Raw genomic sequence first — 21,076 nt, forward strand, 5'->3', positions numbered from 1 at the left:
ACTATACTCAGTACTCACTACTTCTAACGATACTCAGCACTCAGCACTTTCTACTCAGCACTATTAGGGGGGATTATGCCAAACTTATTTGACCCGTATAAACTTAAAATTATTACTTTACGTAACCGCATTGGTGTATCGCCAATGTGCCAATATAGTTCAGATGATGGACTAGTTACCGACTGGCACTTAGTACATCTCGGCACCCGTGCTGTAGGTGGCGCCGGATTAATTATTGCGGAAGCAACAGCAGTTGAACCGCGTGGACGCATCACACATTTTGATGCATGTATTTGGTCGGATGAACATGTATAACCACTTTACCGCATCAACGAATTTATAAAATTATGAACATCTCTGGAAAGTTGCAAAAGAAGAGTATTTGCGTATAAACAAATAGATATTCTTATAAATTTTTTTGAGAGACTAAATTAATTCCTTCTCATGTCTTATTACGAGTTTGACCGTAACCAAACTTGAATTCCCTCAATTAAAACAGGCGCCTTGTTAAGATTGTGTTTTGCAGTGAGTCGCTGCGAGTAATATTCAGCGAGAGAAAAGCAGCACTAACTTGGCTATTCCATAAGCTATTACCATTGCAAATAATATCCAAGATATAAACAGAGAGCCAATTTGCAACATCCAAAAGCTGATTAAAATTAATCCCAATACATCAGCAAATAAAACTGGTAAACGTTCAGAAACTTTCCAAGCTCGCACTTTCAAGCTTGGTGCTGCATCTAACAAAGATACAGGCGCCGACAAAGTAACAGCAGGTGTACTATAAAAATTATAATTATCAGTTTGATTGATATACTCTATTTTCACATTAGCAAGCAAATTAAACCAAATTTGGCTGAGTAAAATTAAAATAGACCCCCACCCCAAAGAAATTATCGAAGTATAAAAACCTAAAAGCTCAACAGCAATAGTAATAATAGTTACTTTATAAAAAGTATTTAAGCGCCCATCTTGAACATAAGCTTTCGCATCTTCTATTTGCCGTAAATCCTTTACAGCCATTCGAGCTTGTTCAATGCAAAATATAAACGTTCCTAATGCTACCAATTGATTAGTTAACTCTATACCCCAAATAACTTGGGTTAATAAGCCGACGCAAGCCGGAAAAAACAGCAGAAAAATGACTTTATCAATTGGTAACATGTAACACGTGTCATAGATGGATAAAATTATGACGGTAGCTCAGTACTTTGATGTTCCTGATTTGGTATAACTATATTTAATTATAAGTTATCAAGGCAGATTGAATAAACATTTTAGCCACTCCACAAAAGAAGTTGCAGGCGCCGAATCATGACTTAATACTCTTGCTGTAATTGCTTGCCCCATTGGCATACCAGGTTTTTCTTGCCAAGCGAGCCAAGTATGTATTAATGCTTTCGGTCGATGAATTAATGTGTATGGATTGAGACTAGCTTGTTCAATTTCTTGTAGGACGAGTTCAGCTTTTGTCAGCAGTTTGTCATCGTTAGGGATACAACACTTAACAAAATCTTCTAACATGCCAGGAAGCTGATTATCTGCCATTACCCAAACCCCAACTTTAGGTAATTCTGGTTCAGCATAAACCCATCCTGACTGTGGTAAACTTTCAGGAATATTTTGATAACCGCTTGCTTTTAATCTACTTTTCACAGCTTGCCAACGTGCTGCTAAATCTTGGTCAGCATCTATTACAATTCCTAATATTTCCAAATTTTTCTCTCTTAGCTTCAATGGTAATCCATCTAATAGTGCCTCAATTCCTTCTGTCTCATCTGTATTTGCTACTTCTACAGAAAATGTTTCTGGAAGCTGATACATGTAACATAAAGCCCAAATAACATGTCTGTCGTTTTTTCCTTCAACAAGTAATTGTGATGATTGAATTTTCTTCGGCATTAACGCACCTCGATGTTTTGCTGCACAGCAATCTTTAACTCTTCGGCTAAATACTCTACCGCGCGGATTTTGCCATATTTAGCATCTAGCCGAAATAGTTTACCAATTGTACTATTAGATACGTCTTCTAATGCTTCTTCAAATGCACGAACACAATCCCAGCTATGCGTTGTTGCAAAAACTTGTATGTTGAGTCGCTGTGCTGTTTCTAAAATTAGGCGCCACATATCAGTTTGGAATTCGTAATAAAGACCAGTGTCGATTTCATCAATTAATAAATAACCATTTTCAACGTTTACCGCAGACAATGCTAAAGTCAGAAGGCGCCTCATTCCATCTCCCATACTACCCAAAGGTACAGGTGTATGTTGTCCACGCATTTTTATAATTACGCTACTATTTGAACGACTACTTGTAAAACTAATACGTTCTACATCTGGTTCAATGATTTGTAATGCTTTTATCACTTCGTCTTCTTGAGGTGTTAAATTTATAGCGTCCCAAAGTAAACTTAAGTCATTAAAGTTAGTATTTTCTGTAGTTAAAAATTTGCAAGTTTCCGGAGTAAAACCTAATAGTACTTTTGCAAATTTTGTTTTAGCAAGTCTTGCTTCTAATGTTCCATCTTCAGATACTGGTATTTTAACTTCTTTATGTGAATTATAAGCAAAGTTAAGTGTCAATACAGTGATTCATTTTCATAAATATCTTGAGAATATTCTTCTTGATTATCAGCTAATGATAGTTTGATTTGTAATTTGAGAGGATTTTTATGATGAGATTCTATTTTAATATTTTGGTCAAAGCTAAGTTGATGATTATTGAATAAATGTTTAATCTGATATCCGCGAGATGTAGTAGAATGTTTAGATAGAGCAAATTCTCCTCGATTATCTAATAAATCAATCACCGACTGAGGGTTATTTTGATTGACTAGTAAATAAATCGCTTCTAATAAACTTGTTTTGCCGCTATTATTACCGCCTACGATAAGATTAAGCTGTGCTAATCCATCAATATGAAAATCTTGTAGAGACGTGATTAATCACTGCGGGAAATCCTGCGGATTACACGTCTCTACTGATTTTATAATACAAAACCTATATAAAGACGGACATAACAAATAAATTATCCGTTACATCCGTTTTATCCGTTGCCACGTTACCACTATTCCTCGTTATTGCCCACACGACGAATATTGAGGATGTCACTCAGTTTTTTAATTTGAGTAAACACCTGTTCTAACTGTGCTGTATCACGTATCTCCATTCCCAAATCAATTAACGCTGGTTGATTAGTAGCTGTTTTTACTGAAGCGTGACGCACGTTGATGCATTGGTCAGTGAGTTTTGAAAGAATATCTTTCAGTACACCAACTCTATCTAATGCTTCAATTTGCACATTCACTGGGTATGTTAAAGAGCGTGCATTATGCTCCATATTGAAGTTCCATGTTACAGGAATCAAACGCTCACCTTCGATATGTTCGTGGTTACTACATCCGTGACGATGTATTGTTATTCCTCTACCCCGCGTTACTACTCCAATAATTTTTTCACCTGGTATTGGTGTACAACAACCTGCAAGGTGATACATTAACCCCTCAACCCCAAGTATTGGTGAGTCGCTAATGCGCGAAGATGGAGGCGCCTCACGTTTGGGTGATGATGATGGTAGTGGTAAGGGTATTACGTTTGTTTCTTGAGACCTTACTAACTCTCTCCAACGATTTAAAAGTAAGTTGAGCGTTACCTCCCCGTAACCTAATGCAGCAATCAAATCTTCTACGTTTTGATAATTACATCGTTCGGCAACTGCTTGCATTGGTTCCGACTTTAAAACGTTTTCAAATCCGTTCTTACCTATCTCTTTTTCCAACAACTCCCGTCCACGTGCTATATTTTCTTCTCGACGTGAACGTTTGTACCATTGTTTGATGCGGTTTTTGGCGGCAGATGTAGCAACGAAGTTTAACCAGTGTAAAGAGGGGTGACTGTTCTTTTGCGTTAAGATTTCAACGATATCGCCATTCTGTAGTCTTGTGGAAAGTGGTACCATTTTTCCGTTGACGCGGGCGCCTGAGCAATGATTGCCAACTTCAGAGTGAATACGATAAGCGAAATCGACGGTGGTCGAACCTGGATTTAAAGGGACTACATCACCTTTGGGTGTAAACACATAGACATCATCTTCAAAAAGATTGTCTTTAATGCTTTCTAAATATTCTTGAGCGTCTTTGAGGTCGTTCTGCCACTCTATTAACTGACGTAACCAAGTGAACTTATCATCGTTCGTACTCATGTGGGTAAAATTAGAACCACCGGTCTCTTTATACTTCCAGTGGGCTGCAATTCCGTATTCGGCAATACGGTGCATTTCTAATGTGCGAATTTGCACTTCTAAAGGGCGCCCCCAAGGACCAATCACTCCGGTATGTAATGATTGATAGCGGTTGGGTTTGGGCAAACCGATGTAATCTTTGAAGCGTCCGGGAATTGGACGAAAGGCATCATGCACAACTGCGAGCGCACGATAGCATTCTTCGTTACTATTTACAATAATTCTGAGTGCGGCTAAATCGTAAATCTCGTTAAATTCCTTATTCTGTCGCTGCATCTTTTGATAAATACTATAAAGATGCTTTGGTCTACCACTAACATCGGTACATTGAATACCAGCTTCCACCATTCGAGTCCGCAACGTATCGGAAACTTTCTTAAGACGGTCTTCGCGTGCGTCGCGTTTTTCGGCAACAAGGTTTTGAATTTGCCGGAAAGACTCTGGTTCTAAATATTTAAATGCTAAATCTTCTAATTCCCACTTAAAACGCCAAATTCCTAAACGGTTCGCTAGAGGAGCAAAGATATCGCGCGTTTCTTGGGCATTACGGCGCCGACTTTCTTCTGACATAACTTCCATTGTTCGCATGTTATGGAGGCGGTCAGCTAATTTTACAACAATAACACGAATATCTTGCGCCATCGACATAAACATACGTCGAAAGTTTTCTGCCTGACCTTCAGTTTTTGTTTTAAAATTTATCTTCGAGAGTTTGGTTACACCTTCAACTAAACGACGTACTTCGGCACCAAATCGCTCCTCGATTTCCTCAATTGTGACATCTGTATCCTCAACTACATCATGAAGAAATCCAGCTGCTATCATAGCAGGACTGCCTCCTAGGTCACGCAATAACCCAGCGACTGCAACCGGGTGGCATATATAAGGTTCTCCCGACTTACGAAGTTGCCCGTCGTGCAAATCGTAAGCAAATCGGAATGCCCGACAAATCAAGTCATTATCATCTGACCTTCGTTCCTCTTCCGCCTTGTCAGCAGTTCCTTTTTTTAAACAATCTTTAAGCCAATCCGGAAGGGTGATATCGACTGGGGTATTTAGTAGTAAGCCACTCATACAATTGGGTTTAGATAATGGGTGTGTAAGCGTCCTTTGCTTTTTGACTCCCGCTCTTGTAAAGGGGAATCTCTTGATACGGTTGGCGCCGCATCAAGTCTTTTGAATGCAAGCAGTCAATAAATGACTACATTCAATTGTTGGGAGCTACGCGCTCATGTAGTTTGAGCGCGTATATTAAGCAATGATAGGAAAATAATGGGGACAATAGCGAAATAAGCCCCAAAATAATTAATATTTGTGGCATCCAATTCAAGAGAGAATTAGTGTATGGAAAAATTACTTGACATTAATAGTATCTTAATTAGCATTAGATGTCTCTAACTAAGGATAAATATAATACACTCTTTACGGAACTGATGGAATTACGCTCAATGGTAGGCGCCAATCGGTTGAGTGTAGCTGAACTTCGCACCGAGCTTACCTCATTACAGCAATATTTCACCCAAGAAATTGTGCCTTTAGATAACGATAATGCCCAAGAAGTCAAGTTCCGTACTGAAACTAGTAAGCAATTACGGCTTTTGGAGATTGATATCAGTTTTTTGGGCAGCGCGCGTACCAAAGCAACTACTCAAACTCGACTCAATACTATATCAGAACGTCTTACAACTCTTATAAGTTATTGTGAGGCAGTGCTAGCAACGAATATAACCGATAACGAGTAGGTAACTATTACTGCTTTGCAACAGGCATCTTGACAGTACAATCATACTAAAATAATCGTATAGAATGTATTGGGTATTTATTGTCAAATCTTTAAAATAGATTTTAGCGAAAGGGCAAACCAAGGTGTAATTATGGCGAATGTTTATGATGTGGCAGCTTATATTTTAGAAAAAATGGGAACATTAACAGCAATGAAGCTTCAAAAGCTTGTTTATTATTCCCAGGCGTGGTCTCTAGTGTAGGATGAAGAACCTCTTTTTCATGAAAAGATTGAGGCATGGGCGAATGGACCTATAGTACCAGCCTTATACAATACGCATCAAAATGAATTTAAGGTTTCACACCTACCGAAAGGAGATGCTAGTAATCTTACCGAAACTCAACGTGAAACAATTGACAAAGTTATCAACTTTTATGGTGAGCATTCTTCTCAGTGGTTAAGTGATTTAACGCACAAAGAAGACCCCTGGATAAATGCTCGTCAGGGATTGGCGCTTGGAGAACGTGGTAACCAAGAAATTACTCATGCTGCGATGGCAGAATACTACGGCAGCCTATAACTGTCTTGAATTTATTTTGTATGAGCAAAAAGAAACAGCCGAAGACAAAAATAACGCCTTTTCCAACTAAGCAGCCAAAAATAGCTTCATCTCCAGATAGTTACAATAAAATGAACCCGTGTTGGCGTATTTCTAAAATAGAAATGGAAGGTGCTTACGGATGGCATAATTTAGATACCGAGACGCTTGTTTATATGAAGGATAAACTTGCTCACTTTGAAAGTATGACCTGGTCAGAAATTCTTGTGGATGCCAAAAAATTCAATCATTCGGTAAACGTAGAAGATTTATGTACAGAAGCTCAAACACGTTTACGTGAAATCAAGCAAGATGATGTAGACCAACTTGTGTCTTTGCGTTTTAGTGGTAAACAAAGAGTTTGGGGAATTCTTGACCAAGGCATAATGACTCTTTTCTGGTGGGATCCAGAGCATAACGTTTGCCCATCTTACCTAAAAAACACGTAGTACTTACATTATTGTTGTAGTTGGTTATTATCTTAAAGCAACATTTACTCATTACTATCAAATTTTGTGCAATTTGGGAACATTTACCTTGGTGTTCTATCTGAAATCTGATACAGTGTGTGGAAACTAATCGGGGGTTAGTACTAAATTCCCGATACGGCGCCTGCAAACTAATACTATAAATATCTATAAATTAAGCTATGAGCGACTTATTTAGCGTCGAAAATCTACGTGTAGCATACCCACAGCGTGCGGATGAAGATGTACATTGGGCAGTAGACGATGTGTCATTTACGCTACAACCTGGTGAGCGTATGGGGTTAGTTGGTGAATCTGGATGTGGGAAGTCAACGCTTGGACGTGCAGTAATGCGGTTGCTCCCTAATGGTTCGCGCACTGAAGGAAAAATTATATATAAAGGACAATCTGTATTAGATTTAACACCTCCCCAAATGCGACAGTTTCGGGGTGAGGTAGTCGCGTTAGTGTTTCAAGACCCAATGACACGTCTTGACCCGTTAATGACTATTGGTAATCACTGTTTGGAAACTCTCAAAGCACACGCACCTGGGTTGTCAAATAAAGAAGCTAAAGACAGAGCAATTGCAACTCTAGAAAAAGTTAAAATTCCTGCAACACGTTGGAACCAATATCCCCATGAATTTAGCGGTGGAATGCGACAACGGGTAGCAATAGCGTTAGCATTACTATTAAATCCTAAGTTAATCGTTGCCGATGAGCCAACAACTAGTTTAGATGTCACCGTTTCCGCACAAATTTTACAAGAACTTACCCGGTTATGTAGCGAAGAGAATATGGCACTGTTGCTTATTTCTCACGATTTAGCAATGGTGGCAGAGTATTGTACTCGCATTGGTGTAATGTACTTTGGCAAAATGGTCGAAACAGGAAAAACTAACGATGTTTTCCGCAACCCCCAGCATCAATATACACAGTCGCTATTGAAAGCAGCTTTACATATTCAATCTATAGATGAAGTCACGAGCGACCAAATACCATCTAAAGAGACACAACTTATAAAATCTCAGGCGCCTTTACTCAAAGTCACCGAACTCCAACAGCATTATACAATTGAACCTAACTTTATCGAGCGTATATTTAAAGGTCAAGGTCAAACAATTAAAGCCGTAGATGGTATAAATTTAGAACTATATCCTGGGGAAATTCTTGGATTGGTAGGTGAATCAGGATGTGGAAAAAGTACATTATCACGCACAATACTACAATTAATTCGTCCTACCGCTGGTAAAGTTGAATTCCTAGGTACAGAGCTTACAACATTATCGCGTCAAGATATGCGAAAAGAAAGGCGCCAAATGCAAATGGTGTTTCAAGACCCCCACGCTTGCTTAAACCCAGCAATGACAGTAGGACAAAGTATTGCCGACCCACTATTAATTCATGGTATTGCTACACCCGAAGAAGCTAAAAAGCAAGTTATAGCTATGTTAGAACGGGTTGGTTTAAAGCCTGCCGAAATGTATTATGAACGCAGCCCATCTGACCTTTCTGGAGGACAACAGCAGCGGGTAGCTATTGCGCGCGCATTAATTACTCGTCCTAAACTAGTAATATGTGATGAACCAGTTAGTATGTTAGATGCCAGCGTGCAATCACAGGTTTTAGATTTAATGCTGGAATTGAAGGAAGAATTTGAGCTAACGTATTTATTTATTACCCATGACTTATGGTTAGCGCGCTTTTTATGTGACCGCATCGCTGTAATGCACGGTGGTAAAATTGTTGAACTTGGCGCCAAAGAAGAAATTTTTGCTAACCCTCAACATCCATATACCCAAACTTTACTTGCTGCGGCGCCTCTTTTAGCTAGAACATGAAGTAGCTAGCAACGGATAAGAGCGGATGTAACGGATAAGCTATTTGTTACATCTGTTCGTCTTCGTCTTCGTTTTTATATTTGTCTTCATCTTCATATTCGTCAATTATTATTTCATATTCATAAATATCATCCTCCTATTCCCGAACAATTGGCAAAGGTGATTGATTTAGCATTGCAAGAAAAGCCGGAAATTCGTTTTAAGACTGCGGCTGAGTTTCAAAAAGCTTTGTTGAAAGTGTTTTCATAAATTTAACACCTGTGTCAATACTGCTTAGAGGTAGAATCTAGGTTTTATACTTATACCTAGATGCTTCACTGCGTTCAGCATGACATTATTGGCTACTTTTCAAACAACCTCTTAGTGACGCATTAATATCTGGCACACAATATCTTTTAGTAATTTAGCTTTTCATAGTAATTTGCTACTAAGTTACTTCAAACAGGTGTGTTATGCCGCAAAAAAAGATGTTTTCGTCAATTTGTATAATCTCTATTATAATAGTACAAAAGTTTCAAATCAACTGGGCGGCGCCATGACTACATATATCGCAACATCCCAACCAGAGCAAGAAGCAAAGCAAGTATTTTATCCCAGCGGTGATGGAGAACCAGTGGCAGAAACATACGACCATTTGTTTGCCATATTGACGACTTTGGAAGTTTTGAGACTTTATCTTCAGGGTCGTCGGGCAACAGTTTTAGCAAACCAGTTTTTATATTACGCTGAAAACTTTCCGAAATTAAGAGTGGCGCCCGATGTTATGGTTATTTACAACGTGGAACCAGGCGGACGAGATAACTATAACATTTGGGAAGAGAAGCAAGTACCAAAAGTCGTGTTTGAAATGACTTCACCAGGTACGCAAAAAGAAGACCAAGAAGGTAAAAAAGACCTGTATGAAAAACTTGAGATACAGGAATATTGGTTATTTGACCCAAAAGCCGAATGGATAGAGGAGCAATTAATTGGTTATAAGTTAGGTGATAATGGCTATGAGCGAATAACAAACAACTGTAGCGAAGTATTGCAACTGCGCCTAGAAGTCGAAGGCAAACTAATTGGCTTTTATCGTTTGGATAATGGCGAAAAACTTCTAGTATCCGATGAGTTAGTCGAAGCACTGCGAGTTGAAACTCTGCGTCGGATGGAAGCAGAAGCACTAGTTGAACAAGAACGTCAACGTGCGGAACAAGAAAGTCAACGCGCTAAAGAACTGGAAGCATTGTTAGCTCGTTATCAAGAACAATTTGGTGACTTGCCTAAACCAGATTAAACTTGTAGGGTGGGCAATGCCCACCATACATATGTAGGTTACATCTTACTTAAACTTCCGGCTGCAAATCTGTACTATAAAGCTTTTTCCCGTCTAAATTATACAACTCAACAGTCATTACTTTACTATCGGCGCCAATTTTGACTGTTCCAAAAAATTGTAAACCTTCGGAAGGCGCCTGATTTTGTTTTATCCCCGCAGAAACGCTTTGATATTTGACTTCGGGACCAAAGGTGTTATCTAATTTATTTGGGCCAAATGTTCCTGAGTTAAGAGGGCCTGCTACAAATTCCCAAAAAGGTTTAAAGTTTTGGAATTGCGCTTTATTCGGGTCATAATAATGTGCTGCTGCATAATGTACATCTGCTGTTAACCAGACAACGTTCTTTATATTGCGTTGCTTAATAAATCTTAGTAAATCAGCAACTTCTAACTCCCGACCTAAAGCGGCGCCATCGCCATTGGCAAAGTTCTCAAAATTAACTTTACCATCGGGTACAATTAAACCAATCGGCATATCACTAGCAATTACTTTCCAGGTGGCTTTGGAATTTAATAGCTTTTGCTTTAACCATTGTAGTTGAGGTGTTGCTAAAAATGCTGTGTCTTTGCTTGCTATCGGTTGACGGTTCTCTGAATTGGCGCCTCGATAACTGCGTTCATCGAGCATTAAAATATCTAGTAACGAACCATAATTAAATGCACGATATATTCTTTCTGGGTCATTGGCATCAAACCGTATGGGAGTATATTCGAGAAAAGCTTGTTTTGCCCGCTTTGTCAGTAGCGACATATCTTTGACTTGATAGCGTTTGTCGTCAAAAATTTGTCCAGGATACCAATTATTCCGAACTTCATGGTCATCCCACTGTATTAACTGGGGAACTTCTGCGTTGAAGCGACAAACGTTTTCATCAAGTAAGTTATATATATAGTTACCGCGAAATTCTTTGAGTGTTTCCGCAACTTTCGATTTTTCTGGTGTCGTGATATTTTTCCACACTTTGCCGTTATCAAGTTTAACTTCTGCTTCTATCGGCACATCAGCATAAATTGTATCACCCGAATGAATAAAGAAATCAGGTTTTAATTTTCTAATGGCTTCATATATTTTCATACCACCGAAGTCAGGATTTATACCCCAACCTTGACCAGCAGTATCTCCCGACCATGCAAACAAGATATCTTTATTAGTTTTATTATCAGCCGCTGTGCGAAAAGTTCCTATCTCTGGTTTGCTAAATATATTTTTATCTGTCACATCTTGGAAAAGCACGCGGTAAAATATTTGTTGACCTTTGGGAAGATTTAATAAATTTAATCGTGCTGTAAAATCTGTTTTATCAGTAGCAATTGTGCCAATTATTTTGCGGATATTACGGAATAATTCGTTTGTTGAGTACTCAACAATCATCTGGGCAGGCTTATTAGTTTTACTCCAAATTACGGCATTGTTATTATTTATATCTCCACTCATTACACCATACGGTATTTGTGGGCGCCTTTTAGAGGAAATAACAATACCAGGAGCTTGACCAAAAGCTTTATTATTAAAAGCGTTCTCAGTAATAATGGTGCCAGTCGTAGCGAGAGACATTTTGATAAAGTGACGGCGTGATAACTGCTGTGACATATAGTGATATAACTTTTATCAAGATTGAATGAAATACAATTGTGAATCAATAAGTTTAAGAATAGATTTAGGCGCCTCGTAGCATAGTATATAAATATCGATTAAATTGGATGGATACCTCCAGGAATCGTTTAAATCATGGCTGTACTGCTTCCTCCTGAACCTCGTGTCCTCATACTGTTTAATCCTTTTGCAGGTCAAGCATATAATCTTAAACAAACCTTGGAAAACGCTGCTAATATATGGCGAAGCAAAGGATGGGATGTCGAAGTACGTCCAACTAAGGCGCCTGGTGATGCAATATTACAAGCACGGCTAGCCGCAGAACAAGGGTATGATATTGTAGTAGCCGCTGGTGGTGATGGTACAGTCAACGAAGTTGTAAACGGATTGGTAGGGACACGAACGGCTTTAGCTGTACTACCAATTGGCACAGTTAATATTTGGGCCCGTGAATTAGGTTTACCAATGGACTTGCATCGTGTTGCTAATGCTTTTTTAACAGCACAATTAGAACTGATAGATGTCGGTAAAGCAGGAGAAAGATTTTTTTTGTTAATGGCAGGTATTGGGTTTGACGGTGCAGTCACAGCACAAATTAACCCCGGAGAAAAGAAGCGATTGGGTATATTTGCTTATGTCAAACAAACATTACAGCTTGCATGGAATTATCAAGGAGTACGTTCATTCATCCGTATTGATGGTAAACGAGTACGTGGACGTATACTATTAATCATAATAGGCAACAGTCAACTTTATGGTGGAATTGTCAAATTAACTGCCCATGCAATTGTTAATGATGGTTTTTTAGATGTTTGTATAATTAAAGGACATAGTATGTTAGTGGCGCCGTTGCGTCTATTATCGGTATTTACACGTCGTTATAATCGTGACCCAAAAGTAGTATATTACCGCGCACAGCAAATTGAAATCAAAGGCAAGAAATTATTACCTGTACAAGTAGACGGAGATTATTTAGGAAAAACACCAATGAACTTTCAAGTAGTACCCGAAAGTTTATGGGTGTTAGTTCCTAAAACTGTTGATAAATCACTATGGAAGAATGAATGAAATAACTACTTCTTAACTGGGGTTGGGGGTGATGTGTTGGTGCCAATTTGTTGCGCGGGTACAGTTTCTCCACACAAACGTGCTAAATTTAGCTTGGTGCGGTCTTTTGTTATCATATAGCAATTAGGAATTTCTCTTGTTGTTACTCTTGGATAACCATATTTTGCACGGGGTTTGGAACGGGCAAACGCTGGACTATTAAAGGTAATTAATACAACAAGGCAAACAAAAGCTTTTGTAAAATGAAGCATTTTAAATTCAGTAGTAATATTTTCCTCTATTTTAATATTGATAATGATTCACACGCAATTTTATATCAGGAAATATTTGATATCTTTACTTAATTGCTATAATACTTTATATTTTATTTTTATTAACTGTAGAATATATATTGCTGAAGGCGCCAAGCTGATATAATTAAAACGTCCGCTTGCTAAACGGAATTTTTATGTCTAAACCTAAAATACTTCAAGAAGGGCAAACTTATACATTCCGTTCCTACTTCGAGTTACCTTATGAAACCGAAGATATTCTTGCGGAATTGGGTTATAGCTTTTCACGTGTACGTCTAACGTTACCTTCCTCCCAACGTATCCCAGAGCGTTTGCCTTCTTTACTTGAGCAAATAGAAGAGTTATTACCTTTGGTAACATTATCCAGCGAAACGGCACGACGCGAAACATTAGTGGCACCTGTATTATTTGAGTTAGCGCGTTTTTGTAAGTGCCAACTGCGTTTAGAATATCCACTACAAGTTAGTTCTCAACTGCGCGGTAATTTGGATTATCTGGTGCGTAAAATAAATAGTATTGAAGAAGCAAAGAAAAACTTTCTTGTAGTAGAAGCAAAAAATGATGACTTATCAAGAGGATTTACACAATTATCAGCAGAATTAATTGCATTATCAATCTTTGAAGACTTGGATATTCTATACGGTGCGGTTACAGTCGGTGATGCATGGAGTTTTGGTAAATTAGAAGCACAGCAAAAGCACATTACCCAAGATATCGCATTGTACCGTGTACCTGACGACTTAAATATATTGATGCAAATTTTAATCGGAATTATTGAGTAGGTGTATGAGTACTCACGCACCGACTCTTAATCAAACTATCAACTACGAGTGAAAAGGACAACCAGATTCCAACTTGTCACCAGAACTAGATTTTTGCCCAGATGTTAATTTTTCTAGAAATGCGTTTGTATCAAAATAATGTTCCACAGATTCTATTTTTAAATCATCCGAAACGCGCGCAACACTCATCCCAACAACTTCAATAGTTTCTCCAGTTGGTTCAAAATCTTTATAACGTCCTGTAAAAGTTCCCCAATGGCGCCATTTAAAGCTTACATTAGGTGGGCCAGAAAATACTTCAACTAGGGAGCAAACGAACCCCGCAGGAAAAGCGTTATGGAATAAATGCGCGCTAGACTCAAAATCTTCAACCTTGGGATTGTAGTGTTCTGTCTCTGTAATAAAAAGATTATAAGTTCCTTGGTCAACAATATCTGAAGCAGTATAAGCTTGTAAACTTATTTTATACATTACATACTCGCTTAATATTAAGATTACGGCGCCAAATGTCACTTTCCCTCATCCGTTACATCCGTTATATCCGTTGCCAGGGATTTGTGTGGGAATTGTCGCACTAACAATCTAGGAGGATTTCCAGAATCTTCTGGTTTTAATATAGATGCTATCGGCGCCAATAATCCATTAAATAAGTCATCTACAAGTCGTTTATAAATTATACTGGATGCGAATAATTCCAATTCGCAACGAGTTTGATGATGATTCGCAAAAATATACAGTTTATCTAATAGTTTATAAAATGGTGGCGCCTGTTTTGCTATTATCTCTGACCACAATGGTGGTGTTTCTGTTGGTAATTTTTCGTCGTTCATGTTTAAACCAAGAGTTACTATCAAATCAATACTATTAAATCCAAAGTTGATATATTTCTCTCCTAACATGCCAACAAAATGACCACTACTACTATCGAATTTGATTATTAAACATGTTCTGTTATCATTCAATAAACACCAACTACCAATATAATCTGTTGGTTGTACACTATTCGAGTTTAGGGTTAAAATTTCTTCTGCTTCATTATTATAAGATTTAAGCAGATTCGTTAGTTGAATGCGCTCTTCATGTGTCAAATATTTAATCGCGCTTTGCCACAGATGTAGGTCTTGGTTAATTAGTGTTTTTAATTTTGCGACGTTACACTCTTTTATTGCCGCAATTACATCTGATGCTAGTTGTAGCATCTTCATTTGTATCCCAGAAACGCGCGCACGGTTGGCTGTAAAGGTATTTACATAATCCCATTGTTTTAATGCAACAGCCGCATATGTCAACATGACGTTCGCATTTACTACGTCATTTTCACTCGCGCTCACTACTCGCATACGATATGATTCAAATACTTCTTCCCATGTTGCATCGGCGCCACACCCAAAGTATTTACACCAATTACTATTATTATTAAAATTTACAGCTTTATTCCCAAACTCCGCTTCCATCCAATATTGATACCACCATTCATCACCGAACGGTCGTACCCTTTTGAGATAATCATACCAAACTTGCATTTTTGCAGGTGATTTATCGCCATCGAACACCGCACCTAAGAACCATTCAACAGGCGCCACTTTTCGGTAATGTTCAAAGAATATTCGTACTACTAAGCTGGGGTCACTACCTTTATTGATGATATTATGTAGTTTCCTGCGTAAGTAAGCGACTTGGTGCCTTTCAGAGAGAGTTAAAAGCTCACCGTATTGGCTAAAATCAGGTTTACGACTTCTCGATTTAATTTCAGCGGCAAGGTTACTACACTTACTATATATATAGCCGCATTCACAAACTCGCGCGTAGCGATTAATTAAAGCGTTACACTGTGGGCACGATTTTAATTTTGGCTCAAATGTTTGTGGTTCTTTTTCAATTGGACATAATGAGATTGGATGATGCTCAGTCACAAATCCTAGTCTTGAAAAATTATCACAAAAGTCAAGCAAATAAGCGTAGGTTTTACCCGCATATTTTCGTGTTGGGCGCCCGCTCATCTGGTAAAGTTTGGATAAGCTGGCTGTAGGGTAAGCAAGTACTGCGGCGTTACATATAGGCGCATCGAACCCTTCGGTAAATACTGAAACACCTACTAGTGCTTTAATAATACCCGCATTATATTGTTCGTACAGGTCATCGCGTTCTTTAGTTGATGTAGTTCCAACAATTAAACCTGTACGTAAACCAGCATTATTAAGTTGTGTATACACATCTGTTGCTTGTTTGACTGTGCCACAAAAGACTACTGAATTTAAGTGCCCGTAATGCCGTTTGTATTCAAGCACGACTTTTTCGTTAAATGTGGCATCACACACCAATTCTAATGACTCGGCGGTATAATCATCGGTACCCATCGTCAACTTTGAGTAGTCAATTAAACCACCCCAGCCAAAATGGCGTACTGGTGTAACTTCACCCAACGCTGCTAGTTCGTCGAGGTATGGGCCAACTACTAAAGAATCATAAAATTGACAAAAACCTTGCTGTTGTTTTGTACGCCAGGGTGAACCCGTTAATCCTAAAAATTTACATTTACTTAGAGCAAATACACCACCGCTGTAGTGCAGCATAATATTATATGTAGTGCCCCAGTAACTTGTGGTGTGTGCCTCATCGAAAATTACTAAGTCTATATCGGGTGGTAAGTCACGGTTACTAAGGGTTTGTAGCATTGCCACTTGTACAGGCGCCTTATAATTGACAGGGTTGGCGCCGTGGATAACACTTGAGGCAATGCCATAAAATCGTTGTAGCTTATCTACTGTTTGCCCAACTAACTTGGTACGGTGACAGCAAAACAAGATACGTTTACCGTTTTGTACCCAACGCGCGATTAAATCTGCTGCTACCACAGTCTTTCCACCACCTGTAGGCAAAAACAATAAGCATGATTTTTTACCTGAGTGGTAGTGATTTTCAATTTTTTCTAACAACTCTTGTTGTATGCTAGATAATTGGATGGCGCTTGCAGTAAATAACATATGCACGATAATAACAATGACTTAAGCAACCGGAATAATAAATTTTACCTCAATTTTACGCAAATAGGTAAAATTATTTTAGTTGATAATGAAAAATATTTTAAGTGCGAATCGGATGGATTGGTTTTCCCGATTAAAATCAAAGGTAATTATCGTTCACAAGACACTGATGTTATAGATAAATTAGGATACTTTTCGATAATTCCAATTTGTGATAGTGGTGGAAAAATTATTTATTATCACATTATTGAGTTGAATCAAAAAGCTAAATCAGAAGTATTTATTATTCAAGCTAGGGTCAAGCAAACAATCCGCACTGGTGCTGTAGAGCTTTTACTTAATGCCCAAGGTAGTACAAATATCACAATTCCTGTGCAAACAAATAATAAATTTAAAATGACTAATAATCTAATATACCTTTGTCAAGGGTATAGAGAAAATGATAAAATTTATATTTCTAATTATGCTCTTATTCCTGAAGTAGAAGAAACAACCGTAGTTGAACAATCAAATACAAAGGTCAATAAATATGCCGAAATTGTCGCATCGAACCAAGATGGTATCTTAATATACATTCCTGCAAGTGAAATTGAAACAACTCAATGGCGCCCGACTGCTGACAAAAAGTATAAGCTAGTGGCACTGCCAGATGGCATCAAAATAACTAATATGTAACTTGGTAAACTTTTTATAACAATTGTTGAATATATTTGCTAAATATGATATCTCAAGAATACTAAGAATTACAACAATTCTGTCTAGGATTTAAATGGCAACAAGCAAAAAGTTAACGACAGAACCAGAAGAACCAAAATTAACAGATATTGAAAATCGTCTATCGCAATTACTGACTAAAAATCGGGCAGATTGGACAGAGATGGCGAAGCTGACGTTGAATGTACAGCAAGAAAAGCTTTATAGACAAGGTGGTTTTTCTTCGTTTTCGGCTTGGGTGCGACAGTTAGCTGTTACCAACGACCGTGAACCGTCATTACTTTGGCGATTTATCAAAGCTGCGAAGTATTTTCTGAAGTTAACAGGAAACGATGATTTAGAGGAAGTTCATAAAGCTGCGCGTATACCACCCGAAGCTTTAGAAAAACTTGAAAAACTCCAACGTCAGGCGCCAACTCCGGTATTTGAGACTTTAAAAAAGCGAGTTTTTTCTGGAGATGCAACGGTTGCAGAGTGTCGGCGCCTAGAAAAAGATTATAGACCACCGATTACAGAAGCACGCACAAATCGTGGGCGCCCGCACAAAGGACAAGAAGGAAAAATAGAACATTTAGGGCATTGGAGAGGAACGGCATTTAATACATTTATTGAGCAAACACAAGGAGAACTTGAAATTAAAGCGATACCAGCAGCAAGTAGTCGCTTTACAAGTCGTCAAATTGCATCGACAATCAAACGTGCGCTTAAAGAAGATTGCACTTGGATGCAAAACTATACAAATATTAGACACGCTCCAAAACATTGGACAACGCACCAAGAAGTACCTATTATCAAATCAGAAGTACTGCGTTTAGATTTAGTTGGTGTAGTTCGGTGGAATTTTAAACAGCCAAAAGACTTATTTGCCGTCAAAATTATTAGTTGCACCGATGATTTAGAATACTTCGCAAATTGGGAAAATTATTCAGAATACTGTAATTATCTTTGTTTTGCCAGTCCGCTCGATAACACCGAGTTATTAGATACACTTCGAGACACAGCATCACAATTTGACTTCATTGGCATTTTAGGTATAGATTTTTCAGCAAAGCTAAGTGACTCTATAGCATATCCTATACAAGTTATTCGCTATTCGCGGCGCCTGACTGGTAACAAGATAAGTTCTGTATACGAAACCCTATACGAACAAGTACTCGGATGGTCAGAAATTGAAACCGACACAATGTAGAGACGTGACATGTCGCGTCTCCGTCTCTACACGGTTATTATTATTCCATTTTTGAAACAAACAAAGCTGAGAACAATACATATCCACCCAAAAAAGCAAAAATCGCAACCATTGGTAAACCTCCTATTAAAGGAAAGAGGAATATGTGAACTATACGTCTATATATTATTGACAGTAACAAGCTTGTAACATCTACTTAAAAGCGTATTCTTTCAGCCTAGCCCCGCGCTTATTAATATCAATACTTTATTCAATGACGATACAATTTTCAATATAGCACCTCCTTAAATCTTTTCTATAACACCTGATACTAAGTTTTGTATCTCTATCTTTTGGATATCCCTATTTATATTGGCGCCTGTAAAGACTAACCATGTAACGTTTCTACATATAAATCTACATTCGATTACATACGTAATTACACTTATGTTATATTTATGACACATGTTTAACTTCAATATAATTACTAATGACAAGTAACTGTAAAGAGCGAATAATGAATATCAACTATAAAAAAATATAGTTTCCTATGCAGTCACAATTAACTAAATGATTCTCAACGCCATACATTGTGCTTAACCTTGTTTGAATTATATATTCAAACAAGGTATTTATTTTTTCTATTCGGTTATCCTATAAAACATAATACCAGAACGTACTTACTACAAAATAATTATGATAAAAGCTAATTGGTTAATAGAACAAGATATATTTGACCGTCATCAAGAATTTATCGATACCTTAGAAAGACATGGATATTTTTATAAACAAACTAGTTATCTTAAGTATATTAGTTCTGGTGCCAATGAGTATTTTACTCTGGATGATTGTGTGATATTTAAAGGTACTCTGAATTTAGGTCGCAATGTTCTAAAGACTCCTTGGATACCCGGCGCCTATTTGGATGAGAAGAATTTACGTTGCTCTACATATTATAATTATTTTGGCCAGTTTTTACTCAACAATAAATACTTTTTTCTGTCTTTAGGTGAGCTAATTAGAAGGAAAGACGAAATTCTCGAATATTTTAACTCCGACGGTGAAGTATTTATCCGACCAGATAGCAATATGAAGCCATTCAACGCTGGCACCTTTAATTTAAATAGACTTAATACAATTAAAGCATTAAAATCTGAATTAAATACCAATGACACAATTTTAGTGTTAGTCAGTCCAAAACAACCCATCACCAAAGAATGGAGATTTTTTGTCTATAAAAACCAAGTTATCACAGGTTCACTATACCTAGTTGGTGAAGAACGGATTAATGAAATTATCAAAGGTGGATATCTTGAAAATTATGTACACAAAGTTTTAGCTTGTGTAAATTGGTACCCAGAAGCATTATACACCATAGATATTTGTGAATCTCAAAGAGAACTGTACGTACTCGAGCTAGGTTCTTATAGTTGTGCAGGTGAATATGGATGCGATTTAGATTTAATTATACAAGCAGGCGCCAGTTCTGCGGTTGAAGAATATGAAGCTATAAACAACTAAAAAACAGATGTAACGAATGATTTATTACTTACATCCGTTACATCCGTTACATCCGTTGCCAGTTATTTCTTAGCTATAATCCAAACTGCGTGAATTATACCTGGTATATATCCAAACATAGTTAGTAGTATATTAATCCAAAAATCTATACCAATACCAACTTGTAAAAATACACCCAGTGGGGGCAAGAAAATAGCACAGATAATCCGAACTAAATCCATTTACATCCTCCTTAAGGATGATGGCGCCAGTTGGGGCTAACCATCTAACTTTTTTATATCTACAAGTTTAATAACAACACGAGAAAACATGATTACGTTCAAGATTCGGGAAACCGTACTAAAATTTCGTACAATCGTTTAACCACCACTAATTTTGACTTTGTAACCCATTTTGGTGAGAATTTCTAAAAGTTTCTGTTTGTGTTCGCCTTGTATTTCTATTTCCAAGTCTTTTAAGGCGCCACCTGTACCGCACTGCGTTTTTAACTGTTTTAATAAGGCTTGTAGAGTTTCTGGTTTGGCTTGAAAACCAGTAATGACGGTAACAGTTTTACCTTTACGTCCTGCACGTGTTGCTTGCACACGCAAATTTTGCTTTTCAGGTGGTAATTCCTCAACAGGTCGCTCGAATGCTGCTGAGTTTTTTACACCATCACCAAATTCACGCCAAGCTAAACCGTCTGAGGAATTTGCTTTCTTTGCCATAAGAGAAGATAAGAGAAGAAACCGGGTTTCTGTTTTAGATTATCGTTTTTATTGTA

The 21,076-nt window shown here is 37.8% G+C and carries 20 protein-coding genes and 2 pseudogenes; 11 read left to right on the plus strand and 11 right to left on the minus strand.

All coding sequences use genetic code 11. The features are described 5' to 3' along the window. The first annotated feature begins 75 nt into the window (after positions 1 to 75). Positions 76 to 315 (plus strand): oxidoreductase, encoded by a 240-nt coding sequence (locus tag DSM106972_RS20555; protein WP_201800759.1) that lies wholly within the window; start codon positions 76 to 78, stop codon positions 313 to 315. 231 nt (positions 316 to 546) lie between these two features. Here DSM106972_RS20555 and DSM106972_RS20560 read toward each other — a convergent pair whose 3' ends face one another. The 5 genes from DSM106972_RS20560 to DSM106972_RS20580 form a co-directional block, all read right to left on the minus strand. Then, on the minus strand, positions 547 to 1,164 hold the full coding sequence (locus DSM106972_RS20560; RefSeq protein WP_127082457.1) for a hypothetical protein: 618 nt from the start codon (positions 1,162 to 1,164) through the stop codon (positions 547 to 549). 90 nt (positions 1,165 to 1,254) lie between these two features. Then, positions 1,255 to 1,902 carry a DUF3226 domain-containing protein gene (locus tag DSM106972_RS20565; protein WP_127082458.1) on the minus strand — a complete coding sequence of 216 codons (648 nt, stop codon included), beginning with the start codon at positions 1,900 to 1,902 and terminating at the stop codon, positions 1,255 to 1,257. Next, a complete protein-coding gene (locus DSM106972_RS20570; protein WP_201800760.1) occupies positions 1,902 to 2,585 on the minus strand; it encodes an AAA family ATPase in 684 nt (227 codons plus the stop codon). Before DSM106972_RS20570 ends, DSM106972_RS20565 begins: the two co-directional genes overlap by 1 nt. Then, the gene (locus tag DSM106972_RS20575; protein ID WP_127082460.1) at positions 2,582 to 2,944 is read right to left on the minus strand and encodes an AAA family ATPase; all 363 of its coding nucleotides are present in this window, start codon (positions 2,942 to 2,944) and stop codon (positions 2,582 to 2,584) included. Before DSM106972_RS20575 ends, DSM106972_RS20570 begins: the two co-directional genes overlap by 4 nt. Before the next feature lie 125 nt (positions 2,945 to 3,069). Beyond that, positions 3,070 to 5,316 (minus strand): RelA/SpoT family protein, encoded by a 2,247-nt coding sequence (locus DSM106972_RS20580; RefSeq protein ID WP_127082461.1) that lies wholly within the window; start codon positions 5,314 to 5,316, stop codon positions 3,070 to 3,072. A 314-nt stretch (positions 5,317 to 5,630) separates the two neighbouring features. Here DSM106972_RS20580 and patD point away from each other — a divergent pair, with 314 nt between their 5' ends. The 5 genes and pseudogenes from patD to DSM106972_RS20605 all read left to right on the plus strand — a co-directional run bounded on the left by patD (position 5,631) and on the right by DSM106972_RS20605 (position 10,147). Beyond that, complete coding sequence (patD, locus tag DSM106972_RS20585) at positions 5,631 to 5,984, plus strand: heterocyst frequency control protein PatD (protein WP_127082462.1); 354 nt, start codon at positions 5,631 to 5,633, stop codon at positions 5,982 to 5,984. 258 nt (positions 5,985 to 6,242) lie between these two features. Continuing rightward, positions 6,243 to 6,545 (plus strand): annotated as a pseudogene (locus DSM106972_RS53615) (Panacea domain-containing protein); the annotation flags it as partial. 20 nt (positions 6,546 to 6,565) lie between these two features. Continuing rightward, a complete protein-coding gene (locus DSM106972_RS20595; protein ID WP_127082463.1) occupies positions 6,566 to 7,012 on the plus strand; it encodes a hypothetical protein in 447 nt (148 codons plus the stop codon). A 200-nt stretch (positions 7,013 to 7,212) separates the two neighbouring features. After that, positions 7,213 to 8,871, plus strand: a complete 1,659-nt coding sequence (locus tag DSM106972_RS20600) for a dipeptide ABC transporter ATP-binding protein (protein ID WP_127082464.1) — start codon at positions 7,213 to 7,215, stop codon at positions 8,869 to 8,871. Positions 8,872 to 9,406: 535 nt separating this feature from the next. After that, complete coding sequence (locus DSM106972_RS20605; RefSeq protein ID WP_127082465.1) at positions 9,407 to 10,147, plus strand: Uma2 family endonuclease; 741 nt, start codon at positions 9,407 to 9,409, stop codon at positions 10,145 to 10,147. 49 nt (positions 10,148 to 10,196) lie between these two features. Here the strand turns inward: DSM106972_RS20605 and DSM106972_RS20610 are convergent, their stop codons facing one another. Beyond that, the gene (locus DSM106972_RS20610; RefSeq protein ID WP_127082466.1) at positions 10,197 to 11,780 is read right to left on the minus strand and encodes an alkaline phosphatase D family protein; all 1,584 of its coding nucleotides are present in this window, start codon (positions 11,778 to 11,780) and stop codon (positions 10,197 to 10,199) included. Between the two features lie 138 nt (positions 11,781 to 11,918). Between DSM106972_RS20610 and DSM106972_RS20615 the strand changes: the two genes are divergently transcribed. Next, entirely contained in the window at positions 11,919 to 12,851 is a 933-nt protein-coding gene (locus DSM106972_RS20615) for a diacylglycerol/lipid kinase family protein (protein ID WP_127082467.1), read from the plus strand. 5 nt (positions 12,852 to 12,856) lie between these two features. Here the strand turns inward: DSM106972_RS20615 and DSM106972_RS20620 are convergent, their stop codons facing one another. Next, complete coding sequence (locus DSM106972_RS20620) at positions 12,857 to 13,102, minus strand: hypothetical protein (RefSeq protein WP_127082468.1); 246 nt, start codon at positions 13,100 to 13,102, stop codon at positions 12,857 to 12,859. A 197-nt stretch (positions 13,103 to 13,299) separates the two neighbouring features. Here DSM106972_RS20620 and DSM106972_RS20625 point away from each other — a divergent pair, with 197 nt between their 5' ends. Next, complete coding sequence (locus DSM106972_RS20625) at positions 13,300 to 13,926, plus strand: hypothetical protein (protein ID WP_127082469.1); 627 nt, start codon at positions 13,300 to 13,302, stop codon at positions 13,924 to 13,926. Between the two features lie 42 nt (positions 13,927 to 13,968). Here the strand turns inward: DSM106972_RS20625 and DSM106972_RS20630 are convergent. After that, positions 13,969 to 14,379: pseudogene (locus tag DSM106972_RS20630) on the minus strand (SnoaL-like polyketide cyclase); the annotation flags it as partial. Between the two features lie 56 nt (positions 14,380 to 14,435). Further along, positions 14,436 to 16,910, minus strand: a complete 2,475-nt coding sequence (locus tag DSM106972_RS20635) for a DEAD/DEAH box helicase (protein WP_127082470.1) — start codon at positions 16,908 to 16,910, stop codon at positions 14,436 to 14,438. On the opposite strand from DSM106972_RS20635, the gene DSM106972_RS20640 reads away from it, so the two are divergent. From DSM106972_RS20640 to DSM106972_RS20650, 3 genes are all read left to right on the plus strand, one after another. After that, positions 16,911 to 17,585, plus strand: a complete 675-nt coding sequence (locus DSM106972_RS20640; RefSeq protein ID WP_127082471.1) for a hypothetical protein — start codon at positions 16,911 to 16,913, stop codon at positions 17,583 to 17,585. Positions 17,586 to 17,679: 94 nt separating this feature from the next. Next, positions 17,680 to 18,813: a DNA repair protein MmcB-related protein gene (locus tag DSM106972_RS20645; RefSeq protein ID WP_127082472.1), complete on the plus strand. Its 1,134-nt coding sequence runs from the start codon at positions 17,680 to 17,682 to the stop codon at positions 18,811 to 18,813. 675 nt (positions 18,814 to 19,488) lie between these two features. Then, entirely contained in the window at positions 19,489 to 20,313 is an 825-nt protein-coding gene (locus tag DSM106972_RS20650) for an ATP-grasp domain-containing protein (protein WP_127082473.1), read from the plus strand. A 62-nt stretch (positions 20,314 to 20,375) separates the two neighbouring features. On the opposite strand, the gene DSM106972_RS20655 is transcribed toward DSM106972_RS20650, so the two are convergent. Then, positions 20,376 to 20,534 carry a YqaE/Pmp3 family membrane protein gene (locus DSM106972_RS20655; protein ID WP_019488807.1) on the minus strand — a complete coding sequence of 53 codons (159 nt, stop codon included), beginning with the start codon at positions 20,532 to 20,534 and terminating at the stop codon, positions 20,376 to 20,378. Positions 20,535 to 20,672: 138 nt separating this feature from the next. Continuing rightward, the gene (locus DSM106972_RS20660) at positions 20,673 to 21,020 is read right to left on the minus strand and encodes a translation initiation factor (protein ID WP_127082474.1); all 348 of its coding nucleotides are present in this window, start codon (positions 21,018 to 21,020) and stop codon (positions 20,673 to 20,675) included. Between the last annotated feature and the right edge of the window lie 56 nt (positions 21,021 to 21,076).

The sequence above is a fragment of the Dulcicalothrix desertica PCC 7102 genome, assembly GCF_003991905.1.
GTDB lineage: Bacteria > Cyanobacteriota > Cyanobacteriia > Cyanobacteriales > Nostocaceae > Dulcicalothrix > Dulcicalothrix desertica.